This is a genomic window from Pseudomonas sp. HLT2-19-2 (assembly GCF_054898005.1).
In genome coordinates this window covers 3,515,413-3,540,091 of the sequence record NZ_CM142712.1, presented here as the reverse complement: position 1 = coordinate 3,540,091, position 24,679 = coordinate 3,515,413, and the positions used below count along the sequence as shown (strand labels likewise).

15 protein-coding genes are annotated in these 24,679 nt (G+C 59.6%); 11 read left to right on the top strand and 4 right to left on the bottom strand.

Annotated features, from left to right (window positions below; genetic code table 11):
- Nucleotides 1-62: 62 nt before the first annotated feature.
- The 8 genes from ACYZTU_RS16520 to ACYZTU_RS16485 all read left to right on the top strand — a co-directional run bounded on the left by ACYZTU_RS16520 (nt 63) and on the right by ACYZTU_RS16485 (nt 14,859).
- Nucleotides 63-1,505 (top strand): S-type pyocin domain-containing protein, encoded by a 1,443-nt coding sequence (locus ACYZTU_RS16520; protein ID WP_461964264.1) that lies wholly within the window; start codon nt 63-65, stop codon nt 1,503-1,505.
- A gap of 283 nt (nt 1,506-1,788) precedes the next feature.
- On the top strand, nt 1,789-2,289 hold the full coding sequence (tpx, locus tag ACYZTU_RS16515; protein WP_461964263.1) for a thiol peroxidase: 501 nt from the start codon (nt 1,789-1,791) through the stop codon (nt 2,287-2,289).
- A gap of 442 nt (nt 2,290-2,731) precedes the next feature.
- A complete protein-coding gene (locus ACYZTU_RS16510; protein WP_461964262.1) occupies nt 2,732-4,048 on the top strand; it encodes an MdtA/MuxA family multidrug efflux RND transporter periplasmic adaptor subunit in 1,317 nt (438 codons plus the stop codon).
- Nucleotides 4,045-7,149 (top strand): MdtB/MuxB family multidrug efflux RND transporter permease subunit, encoded by a 3,105-nt coding sequence (locus tag ACYZTU_RS16505; protein ID WP_461964260.1) that lies wholly within the window; start codon nt 4,045-4,047, stop codon nt 7,147-7,149. The genes ACYZTU_RS16510 and ACYZTU_RS16505 overlap by 4 nt, the downstream gene beginning before the upstream one ends.
- Nucleotides 7,146-10,253 carry an efflux RND transporter permease subunit gene (locus tag ACYZTU_RS16500; protein ID WP_461964258.1) on the top strand — a complete coding sequence of 1,036 codons (3,108 nt, stop codon included), beginning with the start codon at nt 7,146-7,148 and terminating at the stop codon, nt 10,251-10,253. Before ACYZTU_RS16505 ends, ACYZTU_RS16500 begins: the two co-directional genes overlap by 4 nt.
- On the top strand, nt 10,250-11,731 hold the full coding sequence (locus ACYZTU_RS16495; protein WP_461964257.1) for an efflux transporter outer membrane subunit: 1,482 nt from the start codon (nt 10,250-10,252) through the stop codon (nt 11,729-11,731). Before ACYZTU_RS16500 ends, ACYZTU_RS16495 begins: the two co-directional genes overlap by 4 nt.
- Before the next feature lie 206 nt (nt 11,732-11,937).
- A complete protein-coding gene (locus tag ACYZTU_RS16490) occupies nt 11,938-14,034 on the top strand; it encodes a putative bifunctional diguanylate cyclase/phosphodiesterase (protein WP_461964256.1) in 2,097 nt (698 codons plus the stop codon).
- Nucleotides 14,035-14,112: 78 nt separating this feature from the next.
- The gene (locus tag ACYZTU_RS16485; RefSeq protein ID WP_461964255.1) at nt 14,113-14,859 is read left to right on the top strand and encodes an SDR family oxidoreductase; all 747 of its coding nucleotides are present in this window, start codon (nt 14,113-14,115) and stop codon (nt 14,857-14,859) included.
- Between the two features lie 39 nt (nt 14,860-14,898).
- Here ACYZTU_RS16485 and mapR read toward each other — a convergent pair whose 3' ends face one another.
- From mapR to ACYZTU_RS16470, 3 genes are all read right to left on the bottom strand, one after another.
- Nucleotides 14,899-16,308, bottom strand: coding sequence for a GntR family transcriptional regulator MpaR (gene mapR, locus ACYZTU_RS16480; protein ID WP_461964254.1), 1,410 nt, complete (start codon nt 16,306-16,308; stop codon nt 14,899-14,901).
- A 147-nt stretch (nt 16,309-16,455) separates the two neighbouring features.
- Nucleotides 16,456-17,883 (bottom strand): cytochrome c oxidase accessory protein CcoG, encoded by a 1,428-nt coding sequence (ccoG, locus tag ACYZTU_RS16475; RefSeq protein WP_461964253.1) that lies wholly within the window; start codon nt 17,881-17,883, stop codon nt 16,456-16,458.
- 116 nt (nt 17,884-17,999) lie between these two features.
- Entirely contained in the window at nt 18,000-18,233 is a 234-nt protein-coding gene (locus ACYZTU_RS16470) for a DUF3203 family protein (protein ID WP_282379490.1), read from the bottom strand.
- Nucleotides 18,234-18,370: 137 nt separating this feature from the next.
- On the opposite strand from ACYZTU_RS16470, the gene ACYZTU_RS16465 reads away from it, so the two are divergent.
- On the top strand, nt 18,371-18,874 hold the full coding sequence (locus tag ACYZTU_RS16465) for an MgtC/SapB family protein (RefSeq protein ID WP_461964252.1): 504 nt from the start codon (nt 18,371-18,373) through the stop codon (nt 18,872-18,874).
- A gap of 11 nt (nt 18,875-18,885) precedes the next feature.
- Here the strand turns inward: ACYZTU_RS16465 and ACYZTU_RS16460 are convergent, their stop codons facing one another.
- A complete protein-coding gene (locus ACYZTU_RS16460) occupies nt 18,886-19,053 on the bottom strand; it encodes a hypothetical protein (RefSeq protein ID WP_449643286.1) in 168 nt (55 codons plus the stop codon).
- A 229-nt stretch (nt 19,054-19,282) separates the two neighbouring features.
- Here ACYZTU_RS16460 and ACYZTU_RS16455 point away from each other — a divergent pair, with 229 nt between their 5' ends.
- Nucleotides 19,283-21,283: an alpha-1,4-glucan--maltose-1-phosphate maltosyltransferase gene (locus ACYZTU_RS16455; protein WP_461964251.1), complete on the top strand. Its 2,001-nt coding sequence runs from the start codon at nt 19,283-19,285 to the stop codon at nt 21,281-21,283.
- A 53-nt stretch (nt 21,284-21,336) separates the two neighbouring features.
- Nucleotides 21,337-24,678: a maltose alpha-D-glucosyltransferase gene (gene treS / locus ACYZTU_RS16450; RefSeq protein WP_461964250.1), complete on the top strand. Its 3,342-nt coding sequence runs from the start codon at nt 21,337-21,339 to the stop codon at nt 24,676-24,678.
- Nucleotide 24,679 lies beyond the last annotated feature (1 nt).

Below are 24,679 nucleotides of genomic sequence, written 5' to 3'. Positions count from 1 at the left end.
GCATTCCAGGCGTTGGTAAACAGAATCTGGGCTGTCGATCTTCCGAAACAGGACCATGCCGATTGATCAATCATTTCGACCAGATCGTCGGGCACCCCAAAGGCGCAGACTTGTTGTTCTATCCCGCAGAGGATGATTACAACGGCACGAGCACGGGCTCGGTTATGTACTACGTTAAAGACTGGCATCACAAACAAGGAATGCCTGCCTTCAAGGGCGAGGGCATTCCCGTTCGGGCACCCGTTGCCGCATGGCCGTCCACGGCGCTGACTTTTGCGCAGGTGACGCAACGGCGAATAGCTCATAGTCTGGCCGAGGTACAAAAAGTCGCGGTAGACGTCGCGGCTTCGGAGCAGGTTGTCGAACCGGCGTTCAGCCTTTTCGAGCGACGTATCAGGCATCTGCGCAGTCAACAGAGCGTTGATGTAGACATCCGTGGGCGTGAGGCGAACATCCGTAGTCTCGAAACTGCTGAATTTGAATCGCGTCTGGCGATCAGGCGTTACGAGTTCTGGGAAATGGGGCTCAGGTTCAAAAGAGAAGCTGCCCAGCGCGATCTGACTTACGGCCGCGCCGAGCAAGCGCAGTGGCAAAACATCGTCCAGCAGATCACCGCCACTGAAGCGCGTTATTTGACGACGTTGAGTGCCATCAAGCAGCGTTTGCAAGGCCTGCAAATCGAGGCCGAAGCGTTACTGATCACCGCGCATACGCAACTGGTCCGCCAACGCCATCTGGAGGGTGTCGGGCCAACCCAGGCACCGGGCTTTCTTACAGCGCCACTGGGTTTTGTTAATTCGCGTCCCAGTGTTTTGCTCAATGGTGCTTTGTCGCAGCCATTGGAAACTCATCGGATCGCCCTGCAAAAAGCCATACGCTCGGCCGTTGCGGAGTTTACGTGGCAGATTACTTCCGCAACCGCCGCCCATTTTGAGCGGTACGCAGCGGTCCTGCAATTTGACTTTGCCAGTCGTGCGGAAACCGAGGTTTATGGGCTCAGCATTCCCCTTGTCGAATTGCTGCCGATTGAGGGGCAGGACTGGCAAAGATTGGCCATGACTCGGGCCGAAGTCGATATTCCTTTCAGAGCAAGCAGCGGTTCTTGTTCCGTACCGTCGGGCACTCTGAAGCGAGGTCTGAGAGAAATAACGATGTTGCTACAGGTCGCTCTCACACCCACTAATGGCAACGTGTTGCCATCGAATGTCCGGGTACGAGCTGCCGTTTGGGATGAGCATTTGCACGCGTTTCGTTTCACCGCCGACGGAGTGGCACCGGTTACGATCAACTGGATTGCGCCAGACACCCTGGAAAACATTCCTGACTTGGCGCCAGCGCCCGAATACAGGTTGGGATTCCTGCGATCTTTGCCCACACCACTGTTTGAGCCGTTCAGCGATATCGAAGCGACTCGGTTCGATGACTATGTTGTCGTCTTCCCGACAGACTCTGGCCTGGACCCGCTTTACGTCATATTCAGGGATCGGCGTGAGTACCCGGTTTAGCGGGTGAGCGCCAAGCGTCCGATCACGTCCGTCGATGACAAGAAAATGACCAGGACGTGATCGCGCGCCTACGCTGCTATTCAGCGCTTCTTATGGAAAATCGCCGAAAAAGCAGATTTGTTTCTCGACACTAAACTCGCTATGCAGTGATGGGGGCGGATTGTATTCAATGTGTGCGACGAGACTTCACAATTTGTATCTGGGCATAGGTCGTCGGACCAATTCGTGGTTAACTTCGGCCTCTTCAAAATTCTCTACAACAACGTTCAGAAGGACTCCGTTCATGGCTCAAGTCACTCTTAAAGGCTCCCCGGTTCAAGTCAACGGTCAACTGCCACAAGCCGGTTCCAAGGCGCCAGCCTTTTCCCTGGTTGCCGGCAATCTGTCCGACGTGACCCTGGCGAGCTTCGCCGGCAAGCGCAAAGTGCTAAACATCTTCCCAAGTGTTGACACCCCGACCTGCGCGACTTCGGTTCGCAAGTTCAACGCCCAGGCCAGTGATGTCGCCAACACGATTGTGCTGTGCATCTCCGCTGACCTGCCGTTCGCTCAAGCGCGCTTCTGCGGCGCCGAAGGTCTGGAAAACGTACAGAACCTGTCGACCCTGCGCGGTGCCGAGTTCATCGAGAACTACGGCGTTGCTATCGCTGACGGCCCGCTCAAAGGCCTGACCGCCCGTGCCGTCGTGGTGCTGGACGAAAACGACAACGTTCTGCACAGCGAATTGGTCGGCGAAATCGCTGAAGAGCCGAACTACGAAGCAGCACTTGCCGTTCTGAAGTAAGTAAAGCATTACAATTGTTAACGGCCTAGGGGGCGTTCTCACTGAATTTCCCCGCCGCGTTGTCGCCTTAAAGCGGGCCAGGCAAGGCGCAGGCCGCTGGTAATGGTTGTTCCCTTTCCAAGGCCTGCAACGCAGGCTGGCCCGCTTTAAGGCACAACCCGAAGGGCCGGGCCTGCTGTTGTGCAGGGCTGCGTTGCTCGAAGCTTATTTGGAATGACCAAACCACGCTTCTCGCGCCTTGCCCTGCACAACAGCAGACCCGGCGCGGCGGGGAAATTCAGTGAGAACGCCCCCTCTGTCCAGGCCGTTTTCATTTGTGCTTCAGTATCTTAGATAAACCTCCTGTTACGTAAGCCGAAGGTAAATTGCCGGTAAAGGCGCTTTGCTAAATACCCACCAGTGCTTATCGTTCAGCCTCCTGTAGAAGAAGCTCACGCGCCCAATGGTTGATCATTCCATGCAATCCTCCGTTTCCCGTAGTCCCCGTCGCTGGCTGTTTGGCCTGCTTGTCCTGTTGGTCATCGCTGGCCTGTGCTGGAAATTCTGGCCCGCCGGCACTGCCCAAAAAGAGGGCGCAGGGCAAAAAGCCGTTGCCGGACACACCGGCAAGTCGGGAGGGGTGCGTCCGGGTTTCGGAGGGGCGACCGGGCCCGTTCCAGTGCGTGTCGCGCCAGCGGTCAAGGGCGACTTCCCGCTGTACTACAAGGCGCTGGGCACCGTGACGGCGCTGAACACCATTAATGTGCGCAGCCGCGTCGGTGGTGAGTTGATGAAGATCTCCTTCGAGGAAGGGCAGATGGTCAAGGCTGGCGATCTGCTGGCTGAAATCGACCCGCGTCCTTACCAGAACGCCTTGCTTCAGGCCGAAGGCACGTTGTTGCAGAACCAGGCACAACTGAAAAACGCCCAGGTCGATGTGGAGCGCTATCGCGGCTTGTACCGCGAAGACAGTATTGCCAAACAGACCCTGGACACCGCCGAGGCGCTGGTGGGCCAGTATCAGGGCACCGTCAAAACCAATCAGGCGGCGGTCAACGACGCCAAGCTCAATCTGGAATTCACCAAGATTCGCGCCCCGATTGCCGGGCGTGTGGGCTTGCGTCAGCTGGATGTCGGCAACCTGGTGGCAGCCAACGACACCACGGCGCTGGTGATCATCACCCAGACCCAACCGATCAGCGTTGCCTTCACCTTGCCGGAAAACAACCTGGAAACCGTGCTGGCCCGTTATCGCACTGGCGCCAAACTGCCCGCCGAAGCCTGGGACCGTGGCGACACCAAGTTGCAGGCCACAGGCGTCTTGCAGAGCCTGGACAACCAGATCGATGTCACCACCGGCACCCTGAAATTCAAGGCTCGATATGAGAACCGTGATCAGGCGCTGTTCCCGAATCAGTTCGTCAACGTCCATCTGCTGGCCGACACCCTCAAAGGCGTGGTGCTCGCACCTTCGGCCGCGATTCAGTTCGGCACCAACGGCACGTTTGTCTACGCCCTGGACGGCGACAAGAAAGTCACGATTCGTCAGTTGAAAGTCGGCGCCAGTGACGGTGAAAACACCGTGATTACCGAAGGCCTGGCCCCTGGAGATCGCGTTGTCCTTGAAGGCACCGACCGCTTGAAGGAAGGCAGCGAAGTGGAAGTGGTCAACGACACCAAGGACGTGCCGACGACCCCGACCGGCCATCTGCAAGGCAAATCGGCGGCCAATGCGACTGAGCCAGCGACCACCGACAAGGCGAAAAAGGGCGGCGCATGAACATCTCGCGGCTGTTCATCCTTCGCCCGGTAGCCACCACCCTGAGCATGCTGGCCATTATCCTGGCCGGCGTGATCGCCTATCGGCTGCTACCGGTGTCGGCATTGCCTCAGGTCGATTACCCGACCATCCGCGTCATGACGCTGTATCCCGGCGCCAGCCCGGATGTCATGACCAGCGCCGTGACCGCGCCCCTTGAGCGTCAATTCGGGCAGATGCCCGGCCTGACGCAGATGGCGTCGACCAGTTCCGGCGGTGCTTCGGTGCTGACCCTGCGTTTCAGCCTCGACATCAACATGGACGTCGCCGAGCAGCAGGTGCAGGCAGCGATCAATGCCGCGACCAATTTGCTGCCCAAGGACCTGCCGGCGCCGCCGGTGTACAACAAGGTCAACCCGGCGGACACCCCGGTGCTGACCCTGGCCATCACCTCCAAGACCATGCTGCTGCCCAAGCTCAATGACTTGGTCGACACGCGGATGGCGCAGAAAATCGCCCAGATCAGCGGTGTCGGCATGGTTAGCATTGCCGGTGGCCAGCGTCAGGCGGTGCGGATCAAGGTTAACCCTGAAGCCCTCGCGGCTAATGGCCTGAACCTCTCCGACGTGCGAACCCTGATCGGCGCATCCAACGTCAACCAGCCAAAGGGCAACTTCGACGGCCCGACCCGGGTGTCGATGCTCGACGCCAATGACCAACTGACTTCGCCCAAGGACTACGCCAACCTGATTCTCGCCTACGCCAACGGCGCTCCGTTGCGGCTCAAGGATGTGGCGGAGATTGTCGATGGCGCGGAAAACGAACGTCTGGCGGCGTGGGCCAATGAAAACCAGGCGGTGCTGTTGAACATCCAGCGCCAGCCCGGTGCCAACGTCATCGAAGTGGTCGACCGGATCAAAGCCCTGCTGCCGAGCATCACCGACAACCTGCCGGCGGGTCTCGAAGTCACCGTGCTGACCGACCGCACCCAGACCATCCGCGCCTCGGTCACCGACGTGCAACACGAATTGTTGATCGCCATTGCGCTGGTCGTGATGGTGACTTTCCTGTTCCTGCGTCGGGCCAGCGCCACGATTATTCCGTCGGTCGCGGTCCCGCTGTCGCTGATCGGCACCTTCGGCGTGATGTACCTCGCGGGTTTTTCGGTCAATAACCTGACCCTGATGGCACTGACCATCGCCACCGGTTTCGTGGTGGACGATGCGATCGTCATGCTGGAGAACATTTCCCGATTTATCGAAGAGGGCGATAGCCCCATGACTGCGGCGCTCAAGGGCGCCAAGCAGATCGGCTTCACCCTTATTTCCCTGACCCTGTCGCTAATCGCAGTGTTGATTCCACTGCTGTTCATGGCCGACGTGGTGGGGCGCTTGTTCCGCGAATTTGCCATCACCCTGGCGGTGGCGATCCTTATTTCCCTCGTCGTCTCCCTGACCCTGACGCCAATGATGTGCGCGCGGCTGCTCAAGCGTGAACCCAAGGAAGAAGAACAGGGCCGTTTCTACCGGGCCAGCGGCGCCACAATTGATTGGATGATCGCGGCTTACGGGCGCAAGTTAAAGTGGGTTCTCAAGCATCAACCGCTGACCCTGATGGTGGCCATCGGCACGCTGGCGTTGACCGTGTTCCTTTACATGGTGGTGCCCAAGGGCTTCTTTCCGGTGCAGGACACCGGGGTGATCCAGGGCATTTCCGAGGCGCCGCAGTCGATTTCCTTCGCCGCCATGAGCGAGCGTCAGCAGGCATTGGCCAAAGTGATCCTGACGGATCCGGCGGTGGAAAGCCTGTCGTCCTATATCGGTGTGGACGGTGACAACTCGACGCTCAATAGCGGTCGTCTGCTGATCAACCTCAAATCGCACAGCAATCGCGACTTGAGCGCAACCGAGGTGATCGCACGTCTGCAACCAGAACTAGACAAGCTCACCGGCATTCGCCTGTTCATGCAACCGGTGCAGGACCTGACCATCGAAGACCGCGTCAGCCGTACTCAATACCAGTTCAGCATGTCGTCGCCGGACTCGCAGTTGCTGAGTCTATGGAGCGGCCGTCTGGTGGACGCACTGACCCAACGGCCGGAGCTGACCGACGTTGCCAGCGATTTGCAGGACAAAGGCTTACAGGTCTATCTGGTGATTGACCGCGATGCGGCGTCGCGGGTCGGGGTGTCGGTGTCGAACATCACCGATGCGCTGTACGACGCCTTCGGTCAGCGGCAGATTTCCACCATCTACACCCAGGCCAGCCAATATCGCGTGGTGCTGCAGTCGCAGTCCGGCGAGAGGATCGGTCCGGAGGCGCTGAATCAGATTCACGTGAAAACCACCGAGGGCGGGCAAGTGCGCCTGTCCAGTCTGGCGCACATCGAGGAGCGTCAGGCCCAACTGGCGATCACTCACATCGGTCAGTTCCCGGCGGTGATGATGTCTTTCAACCTCGCGCCCGGCGTGGCGTTGGGGCATGCGGTGGAAATCATCGACCAGGTGCAGAAAGACATCGGCATGCCGATTGGCGTGCAGACCCAGTTTCAGGGCGCGGCCGAGGCTTTCCAGGCGTCGCTGTCGAGCACCTTGCTGCTGATTCTAGCGGCAGTGGTGACCATGTACATCGTGCTCGGCGTGCTCTACGAGAGTTACATCCACCCGATCACCATTCTTTCGACCTTGCCCTCGGCGGCGGTCGGCGCCTTGCTGGCGCTGCTGTTGAGCGGCAATGACCTGGGAATGATCGCGATCATCGGCATTATCCTGCTGATCGGTATTGTGAAAAAGAACGCGATCATGATGATCGACTTCGCCCTCGACGCTGAACGCAATCAGGGCATGGACCCGGAGACGGCGATCTATCAAGCGGCGTTGCTGCGTTTTCGGCCGATTCTGATGACCACACTGGCCGCGTTGTTTGGCGCTGTACCGCTGATGCTGGCGACCGGTTCCGGTGCAGAACTGCGTCAACCGTTGGGTCTGGTGATGGTGGGTGGCTTGTTGGTGAGTCAGGTGCTGACGCTGTTTACCACTCCGGTCATCTATCTGTACTTCGACCGCCTCGGCCGGCGCTGGGGGCGCAGGACTGAATCCGTGGAAGCGGTAGAACAGCCATGAACCTGTCCGGACCTTTCATCAAACGCCCGGTCGCGACCATGTTGCTGAGCCTGGCGATCATGCTGCTGGGCGGCGTTAGCTTTGGCCTGTTGCCGGTGGCGCCTTTGCCGCAGATGGATTTTCCGGTGATCGTGGTTCAGGCCAGTCTGCCCGGCGCCAGCCCGGAGGTCATGGCCTCGACCGTGGCCACGCCGCTGGAGCGCTCCTTCGGCGCCATCGCCGGCGTCAACACCATGAGCAGCCGCTCCAGCCAGGGCTCGACCCGGGTGATTTTGCAGTTTGACCTGGACCGCGACATCAACGGCGCGGCCCGGGAAGTGCAAGCGGCGATCAACGCCTCGCGCAACCTGCTACCCAGCGGGATGCGCAGCATGCCGACCTACAAGAAGGTCAACCCGTCCCAGGCGCCGGTCATGGTGCTGTCGCTGACCTCCGACGTACTGGAAAAAGGCCAGCTCTACGATTTGGCCTCGACGATTCTGTCCCAGAGCGTGTCTCAGGTGCAGGGTGTCGGCGAAGTGCAAATCGGCGGCAGTTCCTTGCCGGCGGTGCGCATCGAACTCGAACCGCAGGCGCTCAATCAATACGGCGTGGCGCTGGACGATGTGCGCAACACCATCGCCAACGCCAACGTGCGCCGGCCCAAGGGCTCCGTCGAAGACGGCCAGCGGCTGTGGCAGGTTCAGGCCAACGATCAACTGGAAAAAGCCAAGGATTACGAGTCGCTGATCATTCACTACGCGGACGGCGCGGCCCTGCGCCTGAAGGACGTGGCCAAGGTCAGCGACGGCGTCGAAGACCGCTACAACAGCGGTTTCTTCAACAACGACGCAGCGGTACTGCTGGTGATCAACCGCCAGGCCGGCGCCAACATCATCGAGACGGTCAACGAAATCAAGGCTCAACTGCCGGCGTTGCAGGCCGTGTTGCCGGCCAGCGTGAAGCTGAACGTGGCGATGGACCGGTCGCCGGTGATCAAGGCGACCTTGCACGAAGCGGAAATGACCCTGCTGATTGCCGTGGCGCTGGTGATTCTGGTGGTGTTCCTGTTCCTCGGTAACTTCCGCGCGTCCTTGATTCCGACCCTCGCGGTGCCCGTGTCGCTGGTCGGCACCTTTGCGGTGATGTACCTCTACGGATTCTCCCTGAACAATTTGTCGCTGATGGCGCTGATTCTGGCCACCGGCCTGGTGGTGGACGACGCCATCGTAGTGCTGGAGAACATTTCCCGGCACATCGACAAAGGCGTGCCGCCGATGAAGGCCGCGTACCTCGGGGCGCAGGAAGTCGGCTTCACCTTGCTGTCGATGAACGTCTCGCTGGTGGCGGTGTTCCTGTCGATCTTGTTCATGGGCGGGATTGTCCAAAGCCTGTTTCGCGAGTTTTCCATCACATTGGCGGCGTCTATCGTGGTGTCACTGGTGGTCTCGTTGACGCTGACGCCGATGCTCTGCGCCCGTTGGCTCAAGCCGCATACACCGGGTGAGGAAAACCGATTGCAGCGCTGGAGTCAGCAGGCTAACGAGTGGATGGTCGGCAAATACGCAACAAGTCTTGACTGGGTGCTGCGTCACCGCCGGTTAACTTTGCTTAGCCTGATCGTGACAGTTGGCGTGAACATTGCGCTGTATATCGTTGTTCCTAAAATCTTTATGCCCCAGCAGGACACCGGCCAACTGATTGGTTTCGTGCGTGGCGATGACGGGTTGTCGTTCAGCGTGATGCAGCCAAAAATGGAAACCTTCCGCCGTGCCGTGCTTAAGGATGACGCAGTGCAAAGCGTTGCCGGCTTCATCGGCGGCAGCAACGGCACCAACAACGCCTTCATGCTGGTGCGGCTGAAACCGATCAAGGAACGCAACATTTCTGCGCAAAAAGTCATCGAACGCCTGCGCAAGGAAATGCCCAAGGTCGCCGGTGCGCAGTTGATGCTGATGGCCGATCAGGACCTGCAGTTTGGTGGCGGTCGTGAACAAACCACATCGCAGTATTCCTACATCCTGCAAAGCGCCGATCTTGGCGAGTTGCGCGAGTGGTACCCGAAAGTCGTTATCGCTCTCAAAGCTTTGCCGGAATTGACCGCGATTGACGCCCGTGAAGGGCGCGGCGCCCAACAGGTGACGCTGATTGTCGATCGGGATCAGGCCAAGCGCCTGGGTGTCGACATGGACATGGTCACTGCGGTGCTGAACAACGCTTACAGCCAGCGGCAGATTTCGACGATTTACGACAGCCTTAACCAGTATCAAGTGGTCATGGAGGTCAATCCGAAATATGCCCAGGACCCGATCACCCTCAAACAGGTGCAGGTGATCACCGCTGACGGCGCGCGGATTCCGCTGTCGACCTTTGCTCATTACGAAAACAGCCTGGAAGACGACCGCGTCAGCCACGAAGGCCAGTTCGCCTCCGAGAGCATTTCCTTCGACATGGCCGAAGGCGTGACGGTGGAGCAGGGCACGGCGGCCATCGAGCGGGCCATTGCCCGACTCGGCATGCCGGAAGACGTGATCGTGAAAATGGCCGGCACCGCCGACGCTTTCGCCGCGACCCAGAAGAGCCAGCCGTGGATGATTCTCGGGGCGCTGGTGGCGGTGTATCTGGTACTCGGTGTGCTGTATGAAAGCTACATCCATCCGCTGACCATTCTCTCGACCTTGCCGTCGGCAGGGGTCGGCGCGTTGCTGTCGATTTATGCGCTGGGCGGTGAGTTCAGCCTGATTTCGTTGCTTGGGCTGTTCCTGCTGATCGGTGTGGTGAAGAAAAACGCCATTCTGATGATCGACCTGGCGCTGCAACTGGAACGGCATCAAGGCCTGGCACCGCTGGAGTCGATTCGCAGTGCCTGCTTGCAACGTCTGCGGCCGATTCTGATGACGACCCTGGCGGCGATCCTCGGCGCGTTACCGTTGCTGCTGAGCCGCGCCGAAGGTGCGGAAATGCGTCAGCCGCTGGGCTTGACCATCATCGGCGGGCTGATCTTCAGCCAGGTGCTGACCCTTTACACCACCCCGGTGGTTTACCTCTATCTCGACAAACTGCGCCATCGCTTCAACCACTGGCGTGGGGTGCGTACCGATGCTGCTCTGGAAACTCCGCTATGACTGACCGTTCGCTTATCAATCTGGCTGCACCGCTGGTTACGGCCCGAGGCTCGCGTTTGTTGAGCCTGGCGCTGTGCGTGGCGATGCTCAGCGCCTGCGCCATCGGCCCGGACTATCAGCGCCCGCAAGCCGCCTCGCCGGTGCAATACAAGGAAGCTGCCGGCTGGCGTCAGGCCAACCCAAGTGATTCCCTGGCACGTGGCGCCTGGTGGGAGTTGTATGGCGATCGACAGCTCAATGGCCTGATCGAAAAACTCAACAGCGCCAACCAGACCGTCGCCCAGTCCGAAGCCCAGTACCGTCAGGCCCAGGCTTTGGTGCGCAGTGCCCGAGGTGCGTTTTTCCCGACCGTGGACCTGACCGTCGGGAAAAACCGCTCCAGTCAGGGCTCCGGCAGCAGCAGTTCGAGCCTGACCAGCTCTTCCAGCGGTATTCGCGACACCTACACCGCTCAGGCCGGGGTCAGTTGGGAAGCGGATATCTGGGGCAAATTGCGCCGTGGACTTGAGGCCGACACCGCCAACGCTCAGGCCAGTTTTGCCGATCTGGCGGCGATGCGCTTGAGTCAGCAGTCGGAACTGGTGCAGAACTATCTGCAATTGCGGGTGATCGACGAGCAGAAACGCCTGCTGGAAGCCACGGTCGAGGCCTATCAGCGCTCGTTGAAAATGACCGAAAACCAGTACCGCGCGGGTGTCTCCGGCAAGGATGCGGTGGCGCAGGCACAGACTCAGCTCAGAAGCACCCAGGCGGACATGGTCGATCTGATCTGGCAGCGCGCTCAGTTTGAGAACGCCATAGCCGTGCTGATCGGTTTGCCGCCGGCCGAATTCAGCCTGGCTGAAACTCCAGACATCCCGGTGCTGCCTCGGATTCCGCTGAGCCTGCCTTCGCAGTTGCTTGAACGCCGCCCGGACATCGCCTCTGCCGAACGCTCGGTGATGGCTGCCAATGCCAACATCGGCGTGGCCAAGGCTGCCTACTACCCGGACCTGACGCTGAGTTTGAACGGTGGGTATAGCAGCAGCACCTCCTCCAATTGGATCAGCGTGCCGAACCGTTTTTGGTCGGTCGGGCCGCAGTTGGCCATGACCTTGTTCGACGGCGGTCAGCGCTCGGCGGAAGTCGACCGCAGCGAAGCGGCTTATGACGAAACCGTGGCCAAATACCGTCAGACCGTGCTCGATGGCTTCCGCGAAGTGGAAAATTACCTGGTTCAGCTAAAGGTTCTGGAAAACGAATCCGAAGTGCGCCAGCAGGCACTGGATTCGGCGCGTGAGTCGTTGCGGTTGACCGAGAACCAGTACAAGGCCGGGGTGATTGCTTATCTGGATGTGGTGGTGGTTCAGGCCACGGCATTGAGCAATGAACGCAGCGTGCTGAGCTTGTTGCAGAGTCGCTTGATCGCCAGTGTGCAGTTGATTGCGGCGTTGGGCGGTGGCTGGGATGGTCAGCTACAGGTGAGCGAAAAAGAATAGGCGCCCGCGCAACTGATCGTTCCCACGCAGAGCCAGAGAACGGTCATCCGGGGGGGGCAGTTAATGTGAAACCTTAAAACAAATGTTTCATCGGGTTGATGGCCCTTTGCTAATTTTGTCAGTGCGTTCGTTTGCGGAATCAGTACAATCGCCAAATTTGCCCCCCGAGAATGGAAGCAGTACGGAGGGTAGTCGCGAGTAGTCTCATGCTTATCGGAAGTTATTCCCCCACGCTGGTTATCATCTCGCTTTTTGTGGCGATTCTCGCCTCTTATACCGCGCTCGACCTGACCGAACGCATCTCCACGGCCAAGGGCCGAGCCGTGCATCTATGGACGGCGGGCGGCGCCTTCGCCATGGGGGTTGGCGTGTGGTCGATGCATTTCATCGGCATGCTCGCGTTCGAATTACCCATCGACCTGGGTTACGACATCAGCATCACGTTGCTGTCACTGCTGATTGGCATCCTGTCCTGCGGCTTTGCCCTGTGGCTGGTCAGCCAACCACAATTACCGGCCTGGCAATTGGCATTCGGCGCGCTGGTCATGGGCGCCGGGATCAGCGCCATGCACTACACCGGCATGGCCGCCATGCGCATGCAACCGGGTATCGATTACGATCCGGCGCTATTCGGTACCTCGCTGCTGATCGCCGTAGTCGCTTCGGGTGCCGCGTTATGGATCGCTTTTCGCCTGCGCCAGCACACGCCTTATGTCGGCCTGATCCGTGGCGGTGCGGCGGTGATCATGGGCCTCGCGATTGTCGGCATGCACTACACCGGCATGGCGGCGGCGCGTTTCCCGGACGGCAGCTTCTGTGGGGCTGCCGTCAGCGGCTTGAACGGCAAGGGCCTGGACAATCTGGTCCTGATCACCACCCTGGCGGTGTTGAGTCTTGCCTTACTGACTTCGATCCTCGATGCGCGCCTTGAGGCCCGCACCGCAGAACTCGCCCACTCATTGACCCAGGCCAACCGCGAGCTGACCCAACTGGCCCTGCATGACACCCTGACCGGCCTGCCGAATCGCGTGTTGCTGGCTGACCGCATCGATCAGGCGATGTCGATGGTTCGCGAGCAGGGCGGCTGTTTCGCGCTGATGTTCATCGATCTGGACGGTTTCAAACCGGTCAACGATGCCTTCGGTCACCATATGGGCGATCTGTTGTTGCGTGAAGTCGGCCTGCGCCTGCGCGAGGATTTGCGCAGCCAGGACACCCTGGCGCGGATCGGCGGTGATGAGTTCGTATTGCTGGTGCAACTCGGCGAGCAGAACGATGCATTGAACCTGGCGGCCCGTCAGGTCGGGCTGATCGCGCGCGCGTTCCGGGTCGCCGAACATGACTTGCAGATTTCCGCCAGCGTTGGCATCGCGATTTTTCCGGGTAACGGTGAAACCGCCGAAGAGTTGCTGATGAATGCCGACGCGGCGATGTATCACGCCAAGGGCGCCGGAAAAAACGGCTATAGCTTCTTCGATGCCTCGATGAACAGCAACGCGCGCAAACAGCTGCAATTGTTGCAGGACTTGCGTATCGCCCTTGATCAGCAGCAATTCAGTCTCTATTACCAACCCAAGTTCGATGCCGGCAATGGCCGGCCGGTCGGCGCCGAGGCGTTGCTGCGCTGGGTGCACCCGACCGAGGGCATGCTGCTGCCGGACAAGTTCATTGAACTGGCGGAAAAGACCGGGCTGATCATTCCGATTGGCGAGTGGGTGCTCAACGAAGCCTGCCGTCAGATGCGCGAATGGTATGTGCTCGGGTACACCGACTGGCGCATCGCCGTGAATCTTTCCGCCTTGCAGTTCTGCCACGTGGGCCTGGTCCAGAGTGTCGCCAAAGCCTTGGCCTCTCACCATTTGCCGGCCAACAGCCTGACCCTTGAGATCACTGAAACCACCGCCATGAGCGATGCCGATGCGAGCATGACCGTGCTTCAGGAGCTTTCGACAATGGGTGTCGACCTGTCGATCGATGACTTTGGCACCGGCTATTCGAGTTTGATGTACCTCAAGCGCTTGCCAGCCAATGAACTGAAAATCGACCGGGGGTTTGTCCGCGATCTGGAACGCGACAGTGATGACGCCGCCATCGTTTCCGCCATCGTCGCCCTCGGGCAGGCGCTGGGGTTGCGGATCGTCGCCGAAGGTGTGGAGACCAACTCGCAGCAAGACTTCCTGACGCAACTCGGTTGCGACTCGTTGCAGGGATACCTGCTGGGGCACCCGCTGCCGGCCGAACGCTTTATGGTGGATATTCACCGCGCAGAGCAATTGGCGGTGTGTTCAGAACAAGCTGATTGATGTGAGCCCATGCAAAAGCCTGCGATGACGGTTATTCTTGCCCCCGACGGCTAACGCTTGGAAAGGGGGAAAGCTCGCATGGACAAAGTCATCGTCATCACCGGCGGCAGCCGCGGTATCGGCGCCGCCACAGCCCTGTTGGCTGCCGAACAAGGCTATCGGATCTGTATCAACTACCTGTCCGACGAATCGGCTGCGCAAAAGGTGTTGAATCAAGTCCGCGCCCTCGGCGCCCAAGCCATCGCGGTGCGCGCTGACGTCAGCATCGAAGACGAAGTGATCGCGCTGTTCCACCGCGTGGACACGGAACTGGGCCGGGTCAGGGCACTGGTGAACAACGCCGGCACCGTCGGGCACAAGTCCCGGGTCGATGAAATGTCCGAATTCCGTATCCTCAAAATCCTCAGAACCAACGTCCTGGCACCGATCCTCTGCGCCAAGCACGCGATCCTGCGCATGTCGCCCAAACATGGCGGGCAGGGCGGCAGCATCGTTAACGTGTCCTCGGTGGCCTCACGCTTGGGCGCCCCCAGCGAGTACGTCGACTACGCCGCCTCCAAAGGTGCGCTGGATACGTTCACCATCGGCCTGTCCAAAGAAGTGGCCGGCGAAGGTATTCGCGTCAACGCGGTGCGTCCTGGTTACATCTATACCGACTTTCATGCGTTGAGCGGTGATCCCGATCGGGTCAGCAAGCTGGAGTCGGCGATTCCAATGGCCCGGGGCGGGCGGCCGGATGAAGTGGCTGAGGCGATTGTGTGGTTGCTGTCGGACAAGGCGTCTTATGCGACCGGGACGTTTGTTGACCTTGGTGGTGGTCGTTAACCGCTGATCGTTCCACGTGGGGGGAACGATCATTCGTGGTCAAAACGACCGCACAATCCGTCCCAACGTTTCCATCGCTTTCTCGGCAGTCTCATCCCAAGGGCTGCCGTAATTCAGCCGAATACAATTCCTGAACCGCTGGGTCGGTGAAAAAATCGGCCCCGGTGCGATGCTGATCCCTTGCGCCAACGCCATCTGAAACAACTTCAGCGAATCCATCTGCGGTGGCAATTCCAGCCACAGGAAGTAACCACCGGCGGGTTGACTGACGCGCGTCTGCGCCGGGAAGTAGCGCGCGATGGCGGCGAGCATGGCGCGTTGCTGTTCTTCCAGGGCGTAACGCAGTTTTCGCAGGTGCCGGTCGTAGCCGCCGTGTTGCAAGTAATCGGCGATGGCTGCCTGGGCCGGCATCGACGCGCACAGAGATGTCATGAGTTTCAGGCGTTCGATCTTCTGCGCATAGCGTCCTGCAGCGACCCAGCCGATGCGATAGCCGGGGGCCAGGCTTTTGGCGAACGAACCGCAGTGCATCACCAGCCCTTCGGTATCGAAGGCTTTCGCCGGTTTCGGCGCCTGTTGACCGTAATAGAGTTCGGCGTAGACGTCGTCTTCGATCAGCGGCACTTGATGGCTGCGCAAGAGCTCAACCAGTTCCTGTTTCTTCGCCTCGGGCATCGTCGAACCCATCGGGTTCTGGAAGCTGGTCATGCACCAGCAGGCCTTGATCGGGTGGCGTTCCAGAGTTTGCGCGAGCACGCCAAGGTCGATGCCATCGCGCGGATGCACTGGAATTTCGACGGCTTTAAGCTTCAGCCGTTCGAGTATTTGCAGGCAGGCGTAGAACGCCGGGGCTTCGATGGCCACCAGGTCGCCGGGCTCGGTAACCGCTTGCAGGCACAGGTTCAGCGCTTCCAGCGCGCCGTTGGTGATCAGCAGTTCTTCCATGGGCAGCATCAGCCCGCCGACCATGTAACGCAGGGCGATTTGTCGACGCAACTGCGGGTTGCCCGGCGACATGTCGGTGACGACCATGCGCGGGTCCATCTCGCGGGCGGCGCTGGCCAGGGAGCGGGACAGACGCTGCAACGGAAAAAGGGTCGGGCTGGGGAAGGCCGAGCCGAAGGGCACGGTGTTCGGGTCTTTGATCGAGTCGAGGACCGAGAACACCAGTTCGCTGACGTCGACTTCGGTGGACTCGCTGACCTGGCTGCTGATCACCGGCTCCGAGAACGGGCTCGGCGCGTGCGCGTTGACGAAGTAGCCGGAACGCGGGCGAGCGCGGATCAGGCCACGGCGTTCGAGCAGGTAATAGGCCTGGAACACTGTGGACGGGCTGACCCCATAGGTCTGGCTCGCGTAGCGCACCGACGGCACGCGCTGGCCGGGGCCGAGGACGCCGGAGCGGATCAGTTCAGCGATGTCGTCGGCGAATTTTTCGTAGCGTTTCATCGAGTGCCTGGATGGGTGTCATTCATTGAAAAAATGGGTGGCAGTCAGGTCGCCAAGATCGCAGCCTTCGGCAGCTCCTACAATGGATCGGCGTACACCTGTAGGAGCTGCCGAAGGCTGCGATCTTTGGCTTTGCATCTTAAAGGCTCAACGATTCATCGGCGCAACAAACCGGCTCTTCGCCACGCTATAAATGTCCGGCTCATCACTGTCGACAATCTTGAAGCTGATGCTCTGCGAACGGCTGCTCGGCCGTTCCGTGGTCATCGCCACCGACACTGGCACATCCACAATCTCACCGGGCGCGAGGCTCAGTTCGGTCTTGCCTTGCAATTGGAAGCCGTCGCCATCGACCAGGGTCAGACGATAGTCCTGAGGTTGCTGGGTCTTGTTGATGACTTTCAGGCTGTAGATGTTTTCGATCTGCCCCTGACTGTTCTCGCGGAACAAGCCACGGTCCTTGCTCACGTCCAGCGAGACCATCGGCCGCTCAACCAACGCCAGGGCAAGCGCACCGATCATCACTAGCAGCACCGCGGTATAACCGATCAATCGCGGCCGCAGCAGGTGAGTCTTGCCACCTTGCAACTCATGCTCCGAGGTATAGCTGATCAGCCCTCGGGCGTAGCCCATTTTGTCCATGATCGAATCACAGGCGTCGATACACGCCGCGCAGCCGATGCATTCCATCTGCAAACCGTCGCGGATGTCGATGCCGGTCGGGCAGACCTGCACGCACAACTGACAGTCGATGCAATCACCGAGGCCGACGTCAACCGGCGCCACGTTACGTTTGCGCGGGCCACGGTTTTCGCCACGGGCGACGTCATAGGAGATGGTCAGGGTGTCCTTGTCGAACATCACGCTCTGGAACCGCGCATACGGGCACATGTGCATGCACACCGCTTCACGCAGCCACCCTGCGTTGATGTAGGTCGCACCGGTGAAGAACAGCACCCAGAACAGACTGACGCCACCCATCTGCAAGGTCAGCAGTTCTTCGGCCAGCGGCCGGATCGGGGTGAAGTAGCCGACAAAGGTCAGGCCGGTCAACAGGCTGATGGCCAGCCACAAGGTGTGCTTTCCCGAGCGGCGGATCAGTTTGTTCAAGCCCCAGGGCGCGGCTTGCAGCTTGATCCGTTGGTTGCGTTCACCTTCGGTGAGCTTCTCGCACCACATGAAAATCCAGGTCCAGGAACTCTGTGGGCAGGTGTAACCGCACCAGACCCGCCCGGCGAACACGGTGATCGCAAACAGACCGAAGGCCGCGATGATCAGCAGCGCCGACAGCAGGATGAAATCCTGCGGCCAGAAGGTCGCACCGAAAATGTGGAATTTGCTTTCGGACAGGTCCCACAGCACCGCTTGGCGGCCGCCCCAGTTCAACCACACCGTGCCGAAGAACAGCAAAAACAGAAACCCCGCGCCGCTCACGCGCAGGGTGCGGAATAAACCGGTGAAGCTGCGGGTGTGAATCAGGTTGTCGCTGGACTTGGCCTTCATCTTCGGACGCGAAGGCTCGTAGCTTTGCACTAGCGGACTTTCAACAATTCGGACGGGGATTCTATCGCTCATGGTCTTTCGCTCATCAGCCTCCATCAGGCCTGAGCACTATGAGCGGCGATCTGTTTGCATAACAGACTCACCTATTGCAATAAAAAACGGATCAGATGGGCGTTGATCCGGGTCGGTCAAATCACCGAATCACTGTCGGTAGCCTTCAAATGCCTACGACCGTCGACTGCGCCTGCTACGGTCAATGCGTCGGCTTCTGCTTCGGTGATGTAGACGCGCTGGCCGTTGAGCTCCACCGCCGACATGGCTTTTTCCGAGTCGGTAATGATGGTGACGTCGGGGCACAGACGAATTTCTTCGCCGTTTTCGGTTATGAAGAAGCAGGTCTGGTTTTCGATGCGCACAGTCATGGAAGTGTCCTTTTTTCTGCGGGGTCTAACGTGTTAGGGCACAGCCGAGCTTTATCGTTCTGAGCAACCGATTAATGGTCGACGTGGTCCATCCTGAATCGAGCGACTTTTTATCCAATCATCACAAGGACAACACCATGAGCGCTTGGTGGCATGAGGTTTGGGTAACCCTGCAAGCGGAGTTCGCCGACATTGGCGACGCTACACAACTGACGCGCATTACTGTGCGCTTGGTGATGGCGGCGTTGTTGGGCGGGATTCTTGGCTTCGAACGCGAGCACAAAGGCAAGGCCGCCGGGGTCCGCACCCACATGCTGGTGGCACTCGGTGCCGCGCTGTTTGTGCTGGTACCGCAAATGTCCGGCTCACAGGCCGATGCCATGAGCAGGGTGGTGCAGGGTGTGATCGCCGGGATCGGCTTTCTTTGCGCGGGGACTATTCTTAAAAACACCGAGGGCGACGAAGGGCACGTCAAAGGCCTGACCACCGCCGCCGGGTTGTGGATGACCGCCGCCATTGGCGTCTCGGCCGGGTTGGGGCGAGAGGCAACGGCGGTGCTCAGTACGTTGTTGGCGTTGACGATTCTCAGTGTGATGCCCGCCGTTGTGCGAATGATCGACAAGGACAAGGAAAATCCGTGAACTGATGATCGTTACTCGGGTGTGACAACCACCGGCGGCATGGTGCTCGGTGGCTCTTCCCGAGGTGGAGGGGTGGTGCCGGGCGGATCTTGCTCAGGTACAGGTTCAGGCTCGGTCGGCGGAATGGTCGGGCTGTCGATGTTTGGATCAGGCGTCTCGGCAGGGATTGGAATGCTCATAAATTTAGCCTCCGGTGGCACATGGCGTAAGCCGTGCTTAAGTGTGTGGACCACTGTGCAAAGGAATTGATTCCCCCGGAGGCTCAGGCAAATGCGCGTGAACTTTACCGGTGCCTGTCGCTCGGAACCTAAGTGAGTTCATTCCGGGGCGGACGGTCCTGCGGGATAGCTATCCAGTGACAAACCACAGACACAAGAGCGTCCATGGGGCGTAAAGGAGAGATGCTCGATGACTGCTGAAAAACCGACAGAGCTGAACTACAACCCTCATATGCCGCTGTCGCAGGCTTTACTGCTACCGCGCATCGCAATCGAAAACACCATGCCGACACTCGATGGCGGGCAGTTCGCCGTCAAAGCCGTGGTCGGTCAGGACGTGGTGGTGACCAGCAAAGTGTTTGCCGACGGTCACGACACGTTGGCCGTGCGAGTGCGCTCGCGTGCCGAGGGTGAGGAAACCTGGCAATGCGAGGTCATGACTGACTTGGGCAATAACGGGTGGCAGGGCCAATTTCGGGTCACGCGACAGGGCCGTTATATGTTTTGCATCGAAGCCTGGATCGATCAGTTCGCCAGCTTCTGTTATGAGCTGGAGAAAAAACACGCGGCCAGGGTGCCGGTCAGTCTGGAATTGCAGGAAGGGCGAACGCTGGTCCAGCAAGCCGCCGAACGCATGGAAGGGCTGCTGAGTGAACAACTGGCGGCGCTGCACCACGAGTTGTCGGGTCTGCTCGAAATCGAGCAGGTCGAGCTGTTTCTGCACCAGCGCAGCGCCGAGCTGATGTCCCAGGCCGATCATCGGGCCTATTTGAGCATCAGCCCTGAGTACCCGCTCGACGTCGAGCGGGACCTGGCGCAGTTTGCCAGTTGGTATGAACTGTTTCCGCGTTCGATCACTGACGATCCGGCCCGTCATGGCACCTTCAACGATGTGCATTCGCGGCTGCCGATGATCCAGGACATGGGCTTCGATGTGCTGTACTTCCCACCGATCCACCCGATCGGCCGCCGTTACCGCAAAGGCCCGAACAACTCCCTCACCGCCGGGCCGGACGATCTGGGCAGCCCGTATGCCATCGGCAGCGAGGAGGGTGGGCATGAAGCGATTCATTCCGAACTGGGCACTCGCGAAGACTTCCGGCGTCTTGTCGCGGCAGCCGCTGACCATGGGCTGGAAATCGCCCTCGACTTCGCGATTCAGTGTTCCCAGGATCACCCGTGGCTGGAACAGCATCCGGGCTGGTTCAACTGGCGGCCGGACGGCACGATCAAATACGCCGAAAACCCGCCGAAGAAATACCAGGACATCGTCAATGTCGATTTCTATGCCGCCGATGCGATCCCGAGTCTGTGGGTTGAGTTGCGCGACATCGTGGTCGGTTGGGTCGAGGAGGGCGTGAAGCTGTTTCGCGTCGACAACCCTCACACCAAACCGCTGCCGTTCTGGCAGTGGCTGATCGCCGATGTGCGGGCGCTGTACCCCGAGGTGATTTTCCTGGCCGAAGCTTTTACCACCCCGTCGATGATGGCGCGGTTGGGCAAGGTCGGTTACTCCCAGAGCTACACCTACTTCACCTGGCGCAACAACAAGTCCGAACTGGCGACCTACTTCACCGAACTCAACGAGTCGCCGTGGCGTGAATGCTTCCGGCCGAACTTCTTCGTTAATACCCCGGACATCAACCCGGCGTTTTTGCATGAGTCGGGGCGCGCGGGGTTTCTCATCCGTGCGGCGCTGGCAACCATGGGCTCTGGTCTGTGGGGCATGTATTCGGGCTTCGAACTGTGCGAAGCGGCACCGGTGCCGGGCAAGGAGGAGTACCTCAATTCCGAGAAGTACGAAATCCGCCCACGGGACTTCAATGCGCCGGGCAACATCATTGCCGAGATTGCCCAGCTCAACCGTATCCGCCGGCAGAACCCGGCGCTGCAGACGCATCTGGGCTTGAAGGTCTACAACGCGTGGAACGACAACATTCTGTATTTCGGCAAACGCAGCGCGGATGGCAGCAATTTCATTCTGGTGGCCGTCAGCCTTGATCCGCAAAACGTTCAGGAAGCGAATTTCGAGTTGCCGCTGTGGGAAATGGGCTTGACCGACGACGCCAGCACCCAGGGCGAAGACTTGATGAGCGGTCATCGCTGGACCTGGCACGGCAAGTATCAATTCATGCGGATCGACCCGGCGAATCAACCGTTCGGGATCTGGCGAATCACCATTTCGCACTGATCGTTCCCCCGCTCTGGGCCGAGGCACTTTTCAGTTTTCAACAGGAGCTTCAAATGGCGAAGAAACCCAAGGCTGCCACCTTTATCAAAGACCCGCTCTGGTACAAGGATGCGGTGATCTACCAGGTTCACGTTAAGTCTTTTTTCGACTCCAACAATGACGGTATCGGCGACTTTCCCGGCCTTATCGCCAAACTCGATTACATTGCCGATCTGGGCGTCAACACCATCTGGCTGTTGCCGTTCTATCCCTCGCCACGGCGCGACGACGGCTACGACATTGCCGAATACCGTGGTGTGCATTCCGACTACGGCACCATGGCCGACGCCAAGCGTTTCATCTCTGAAGCCCACAAGCGCGGCCTGCGGGTGATTACCGAATTGGTCATCAACCACACCTCGGACCAGCACGCCTGGTTCCAGCGTGCGCGCAAAGCCAAACCGGGCTCGGCGGCACGGGACTTCTATGTCTGGTCCGATGACGATCAAAAATACGACGGCACTCGCATCATCTTTCTCGACACCGAAAAGTCCAACTGGACCTGGGATCCGGTAGCTGGCCAGTACTTCTGGCACCGCTTCTATTCCCACCAGCCCGACCTGAACTTCGATAACCCGCAAGTCATGAAAGCCGTGCTGTCGGTGATGCGCTACTGGCTCGACATGGGCATCGACGGCCTGCGGCTGGACGCGATTCCGTACCTGATCGAACGTGACGGCACCAACAACGAAAACCTGCCCGAGACCCATGACGTCCTCAAGCAGATCCGCGCCGAAATCGATGCCAATTACCCCGACCGCATGCTGCTGGCCGAGGCCAACCAATGGCCGGAAGACACGCAGCTGTACTTCGGCGACACCGACGCCAAAGGCCTGAACGGCGACGAATGCCATATGGCGTTCCACTTTCCGCTGATGCCGCGCATGTACATGGCGTTGGCCCAGGAGGATCGTTTCCCGATCACCGACATCCTGCGTCAGACCCCGGAGATCCCGGCCAACTGTCAGTGGGCGATTTTCCTGCGCAACCACGATGAGCTGACCCTGGAAATGGTCACCGACAAGGAGCGCGATTACCTGTGGAATTACTACGCGGCGGACCGTCGGGCGCGGATCAACCTGGGGATTCGCCGACGTCTGGCGCCGTTGATGGAGCGCGATCGTCGCCGCGTGGAATTGCTCAACAGCTTGCTGCTGTCGATGCCCGGCACGCCGACCCTGTATTACGGCGACGAAATCGGCATGGGCGACAACATCTACCTCGGCGACCGTGACGGCGTACGTACGCCGATGCAATGGTCGATTGACCGGAATGGCGGCTTCTCCCGCGCCGACCCGGCCAGCCTGGTGCTGCCACCGATCATGGACCCCCAATACGGCTACCTGTCGGTCAACGTTGAAACCCAGGCCGGCGACCCGCATTCGCTGTTGAACTGGACCCGGCGCATGCTTGCCGTGCGCAAGCAGTCCAAGGCCTTCGGTCGCGGCACGCTGAAAATGCTGTCGCCGAGCAACCGGCGGATTCTGGCCTACACCCGGGAATTCACCGGGGCCGACGGCAAGCACGAGATCATCTTGTGCGTGGCCAACGTGTCCCGCAGCGCACAAGCGGCGGAGCTGGACTTGTCGGCTTACGTCGGCATGGTGCCGGTGGAGATGCTCGGCGGTAACGCCTTCCCGCCGATCGGCCAGTTGAATTTCCTGCTGACCCTGGCGCCTTACGGTTTCTATTGGTTCGTGCTCGCGGCGGAAAACCAGATGCCGAGCTGGCACGTGGAACCGGCGCAAAGCCTGCCGGACTTCACCACGCTGGTGCTGAAGAAACGCATGGAAGAACTGCTCGAGGCGCCGTCCCGCGGCACGCTGGAGCAGGGCATCTTGCCGAGCTGGCTGCAGAATCGCCGCTGGTTCGCCGGCAAGGACGCGGCTATCGAGCAGGTCAACATTGCTTACGGTGTGCGTTTCGGCGATCCGCAACACCCGATACTGTTGAGTGAAATCGACGTCACCAGCGGCGGCCAGACCAGTCGCTATCAGTTGCCGTTCGGCTTTATCTCCGAAGATCAGGTCGGTGCCGCATTGCCTCAGCAACTGGCCTTGTCTCGGGTTCGGCGCGTGCGTCAGGTCGGTTTGATCACCGACGCCTTCAGCCTCGACACCTTTGTGCATACGGTCTTGCACAGCATACAAAGTAATTCCGTATTGCCATCCAGCGCGGGCGAGATCCACTTCGAGCCGACGGCGGAACTGGCGAAACTCGGTCTGACCGGGGAATCGGAAGTGCGTTACCTGTCCGCCGAACAGTCCAACAGTTCGGTGGTGATCGGCAACAGCCTGGTGCTGAAACTGATCCGCAAGGTCGCGTCTGGCGTGCACCCGGAACTGGAAATGAGCGCGTACCTGACCAACGCCGGTTTCCGCAATATTTCGCCACTGCTGGGTTCGGTGGTGCGCCGTGATCCGGCGGGCGAGGACAATCTGCTGATGATTGCCCAAGGCTACTTGAGCAATCAGGGCGACGCTTGGGAATGGACCCAGAACAACCTCGAACGGGCACTGCGCGACGAACTGGCCGACGCCATGTCCGAGCAGGAGCAACACTACAACGCCTTGGGTGAATTGAAAGACTTCGCCGGCATGCTCGGTCAGCGTCTGGGCGAAATGCACCAGCTGCTGGCGGCGCCCAGCGACAACCCGGACTTCGCCCCGCAGGTCACCTCCCAGAAAGATGCCCTGGCCTCGGCCAAGGACGTGGCGACGCAACTGGAGTACGCGCTGAAGTTGCTCAAGCAGCATCAAAGCGAATTGAATCCGGCAGACGAAGCCTTGGTCAGTCGTTTACTGGACAACAAAAAAACCATCCTCAGCCATGTTCAGGAGCTGGGTAAAAAAGCCGTCGGTGGTCTGCGGATTCGCGTCCACGGCGATTTGCACTTGGGCCAGGTGCTGGTCATCAAGGGCGACGCTTTCCTGATCGACTTCGAAGGCGAGCCGGCGCGGCCGCTGCACGAACGTCGGGGCAAACACAGCCCGTACAAAGACGTCAGTGGCGTACTGCGTTCCTTTGACTACGCTGCGGCAATGGCGATCAACGTGCACAACGTCGACAACACGGCCGATGCCCAAGCCGCTCGTCAACGTGTCGCCGATCGCTATTTAAATGAAGCAAGACAAGCATTTATCGACGCATATCGGCTGGCGGCAGCTAGTCTTGCTCATGCATGGCAAGATCCGGAAGGCGAGAACGCCGCATTGGCGTTGTTCGGCCTGGAGAAGGCAGCGTATGAAGTGGCCTATGAGGCAGAAAATCGCCCCACCTGGTTGCCTGTGCCGTTGCACGGTTTGTATGGGTTATTGAGTGGGCTTAAACCCTTTTCCGATCTTGGTGGAGAGTAGT

Coding starts and splice junctions, on each gene's coding strand:
- ACYZTU_RS16485 (WP_461964255.1), top strand. CDS start 14,113: ATGGACAAAGTCATCGTCATCACCGGCGGCAGCCGCGGTATCGGCGCC.
- ACYZTU_RS16490 (WP_461964256.1), top strand. CDS start 11,938: ATGCTTATCGGAAGTTATTCCCCCACGCTGGTTATCATCTCGCTTTTT.
- ACYZTU_RS16465 (WP_461964252.1), top strand. CDS start 18,371: ATGAGCGCTTGGTGGCATGAGGTTTGGGTAACCCTGCAAGCGGAGTTC.
- ACYZTU_RS16455 (WP_461964251.1), top strand. CDS start 19,283: ATGACTGCTGAAAAACCGACAGAGCTGAACTACAACCCTCATATGCCG.
- ACYZTU_RS16500 (WP_461964258.1), top strand. CDS start 7,146: ATGAACCTGTCCGGACCTTTCATCAAACGCCCGGTCGCGACCATGTTG.
- tpx (WP_461964263.1), top strand. CDS start 1,789: ATGGCTCAAGTCACTCTTAAAGGCTCCCCGGTTCAAGTCAACGGTCAA.
- ACYZTU_RS16460 (WP_449643286.1), bottom strand. CDS start 19,053: ATGAGCATTCCAATCCCTGCCGAGACGCCTGATCCAAACATCGACAGC.
- ACYZTU_RS16470 (WP_282379490.1), bottom strand. CDS start 18,233: ATGACTGTGCGCATCGAAAACCAGACCTGCTTCTTCATAACCGAAAAC.
- treS (WP_461964250.1), top strand. CDS start 21,337: ATGGCGAAGAAACCCAAGGCTGCCACCTTTATCAAAGACCCGCTCTGG.
- ACYZTU_RS16510 (WP_461964262.1), top strand. CDS start 2,732: ATGGTTGATCATTCCATGCAATCCTCCGTTTCCCGTAGTCCCCGTCGC.
- ACYZTU_RS16495 (WP_461964257.1), top strand. CDS start 10,250: ATGACTGACCGTTCGCTTATCAATCTGGCTGCACCGCTGGTTACGGCC.
- ccoG (WP_461964253.1), bottom strand. CDS start 17,883: ATGAGCGATAGAATCCCCGTCCGAATTGTTGAAAGTCCGCTAGTGCAA.
- ACYZTU_RS16505 (WP_461964260.1), top strand. CDS start 4,045: ATGAACATCTCGCGGCTGTTCATCCTTCGCCCGGTAGCCACCACCCTG.
- mapR (WP_461964254.1), bottom strand. CDS start 16,308: ATGAAACGCTACGAAAAATTCGCCGACGACATCGCTGAACTGATCCGC.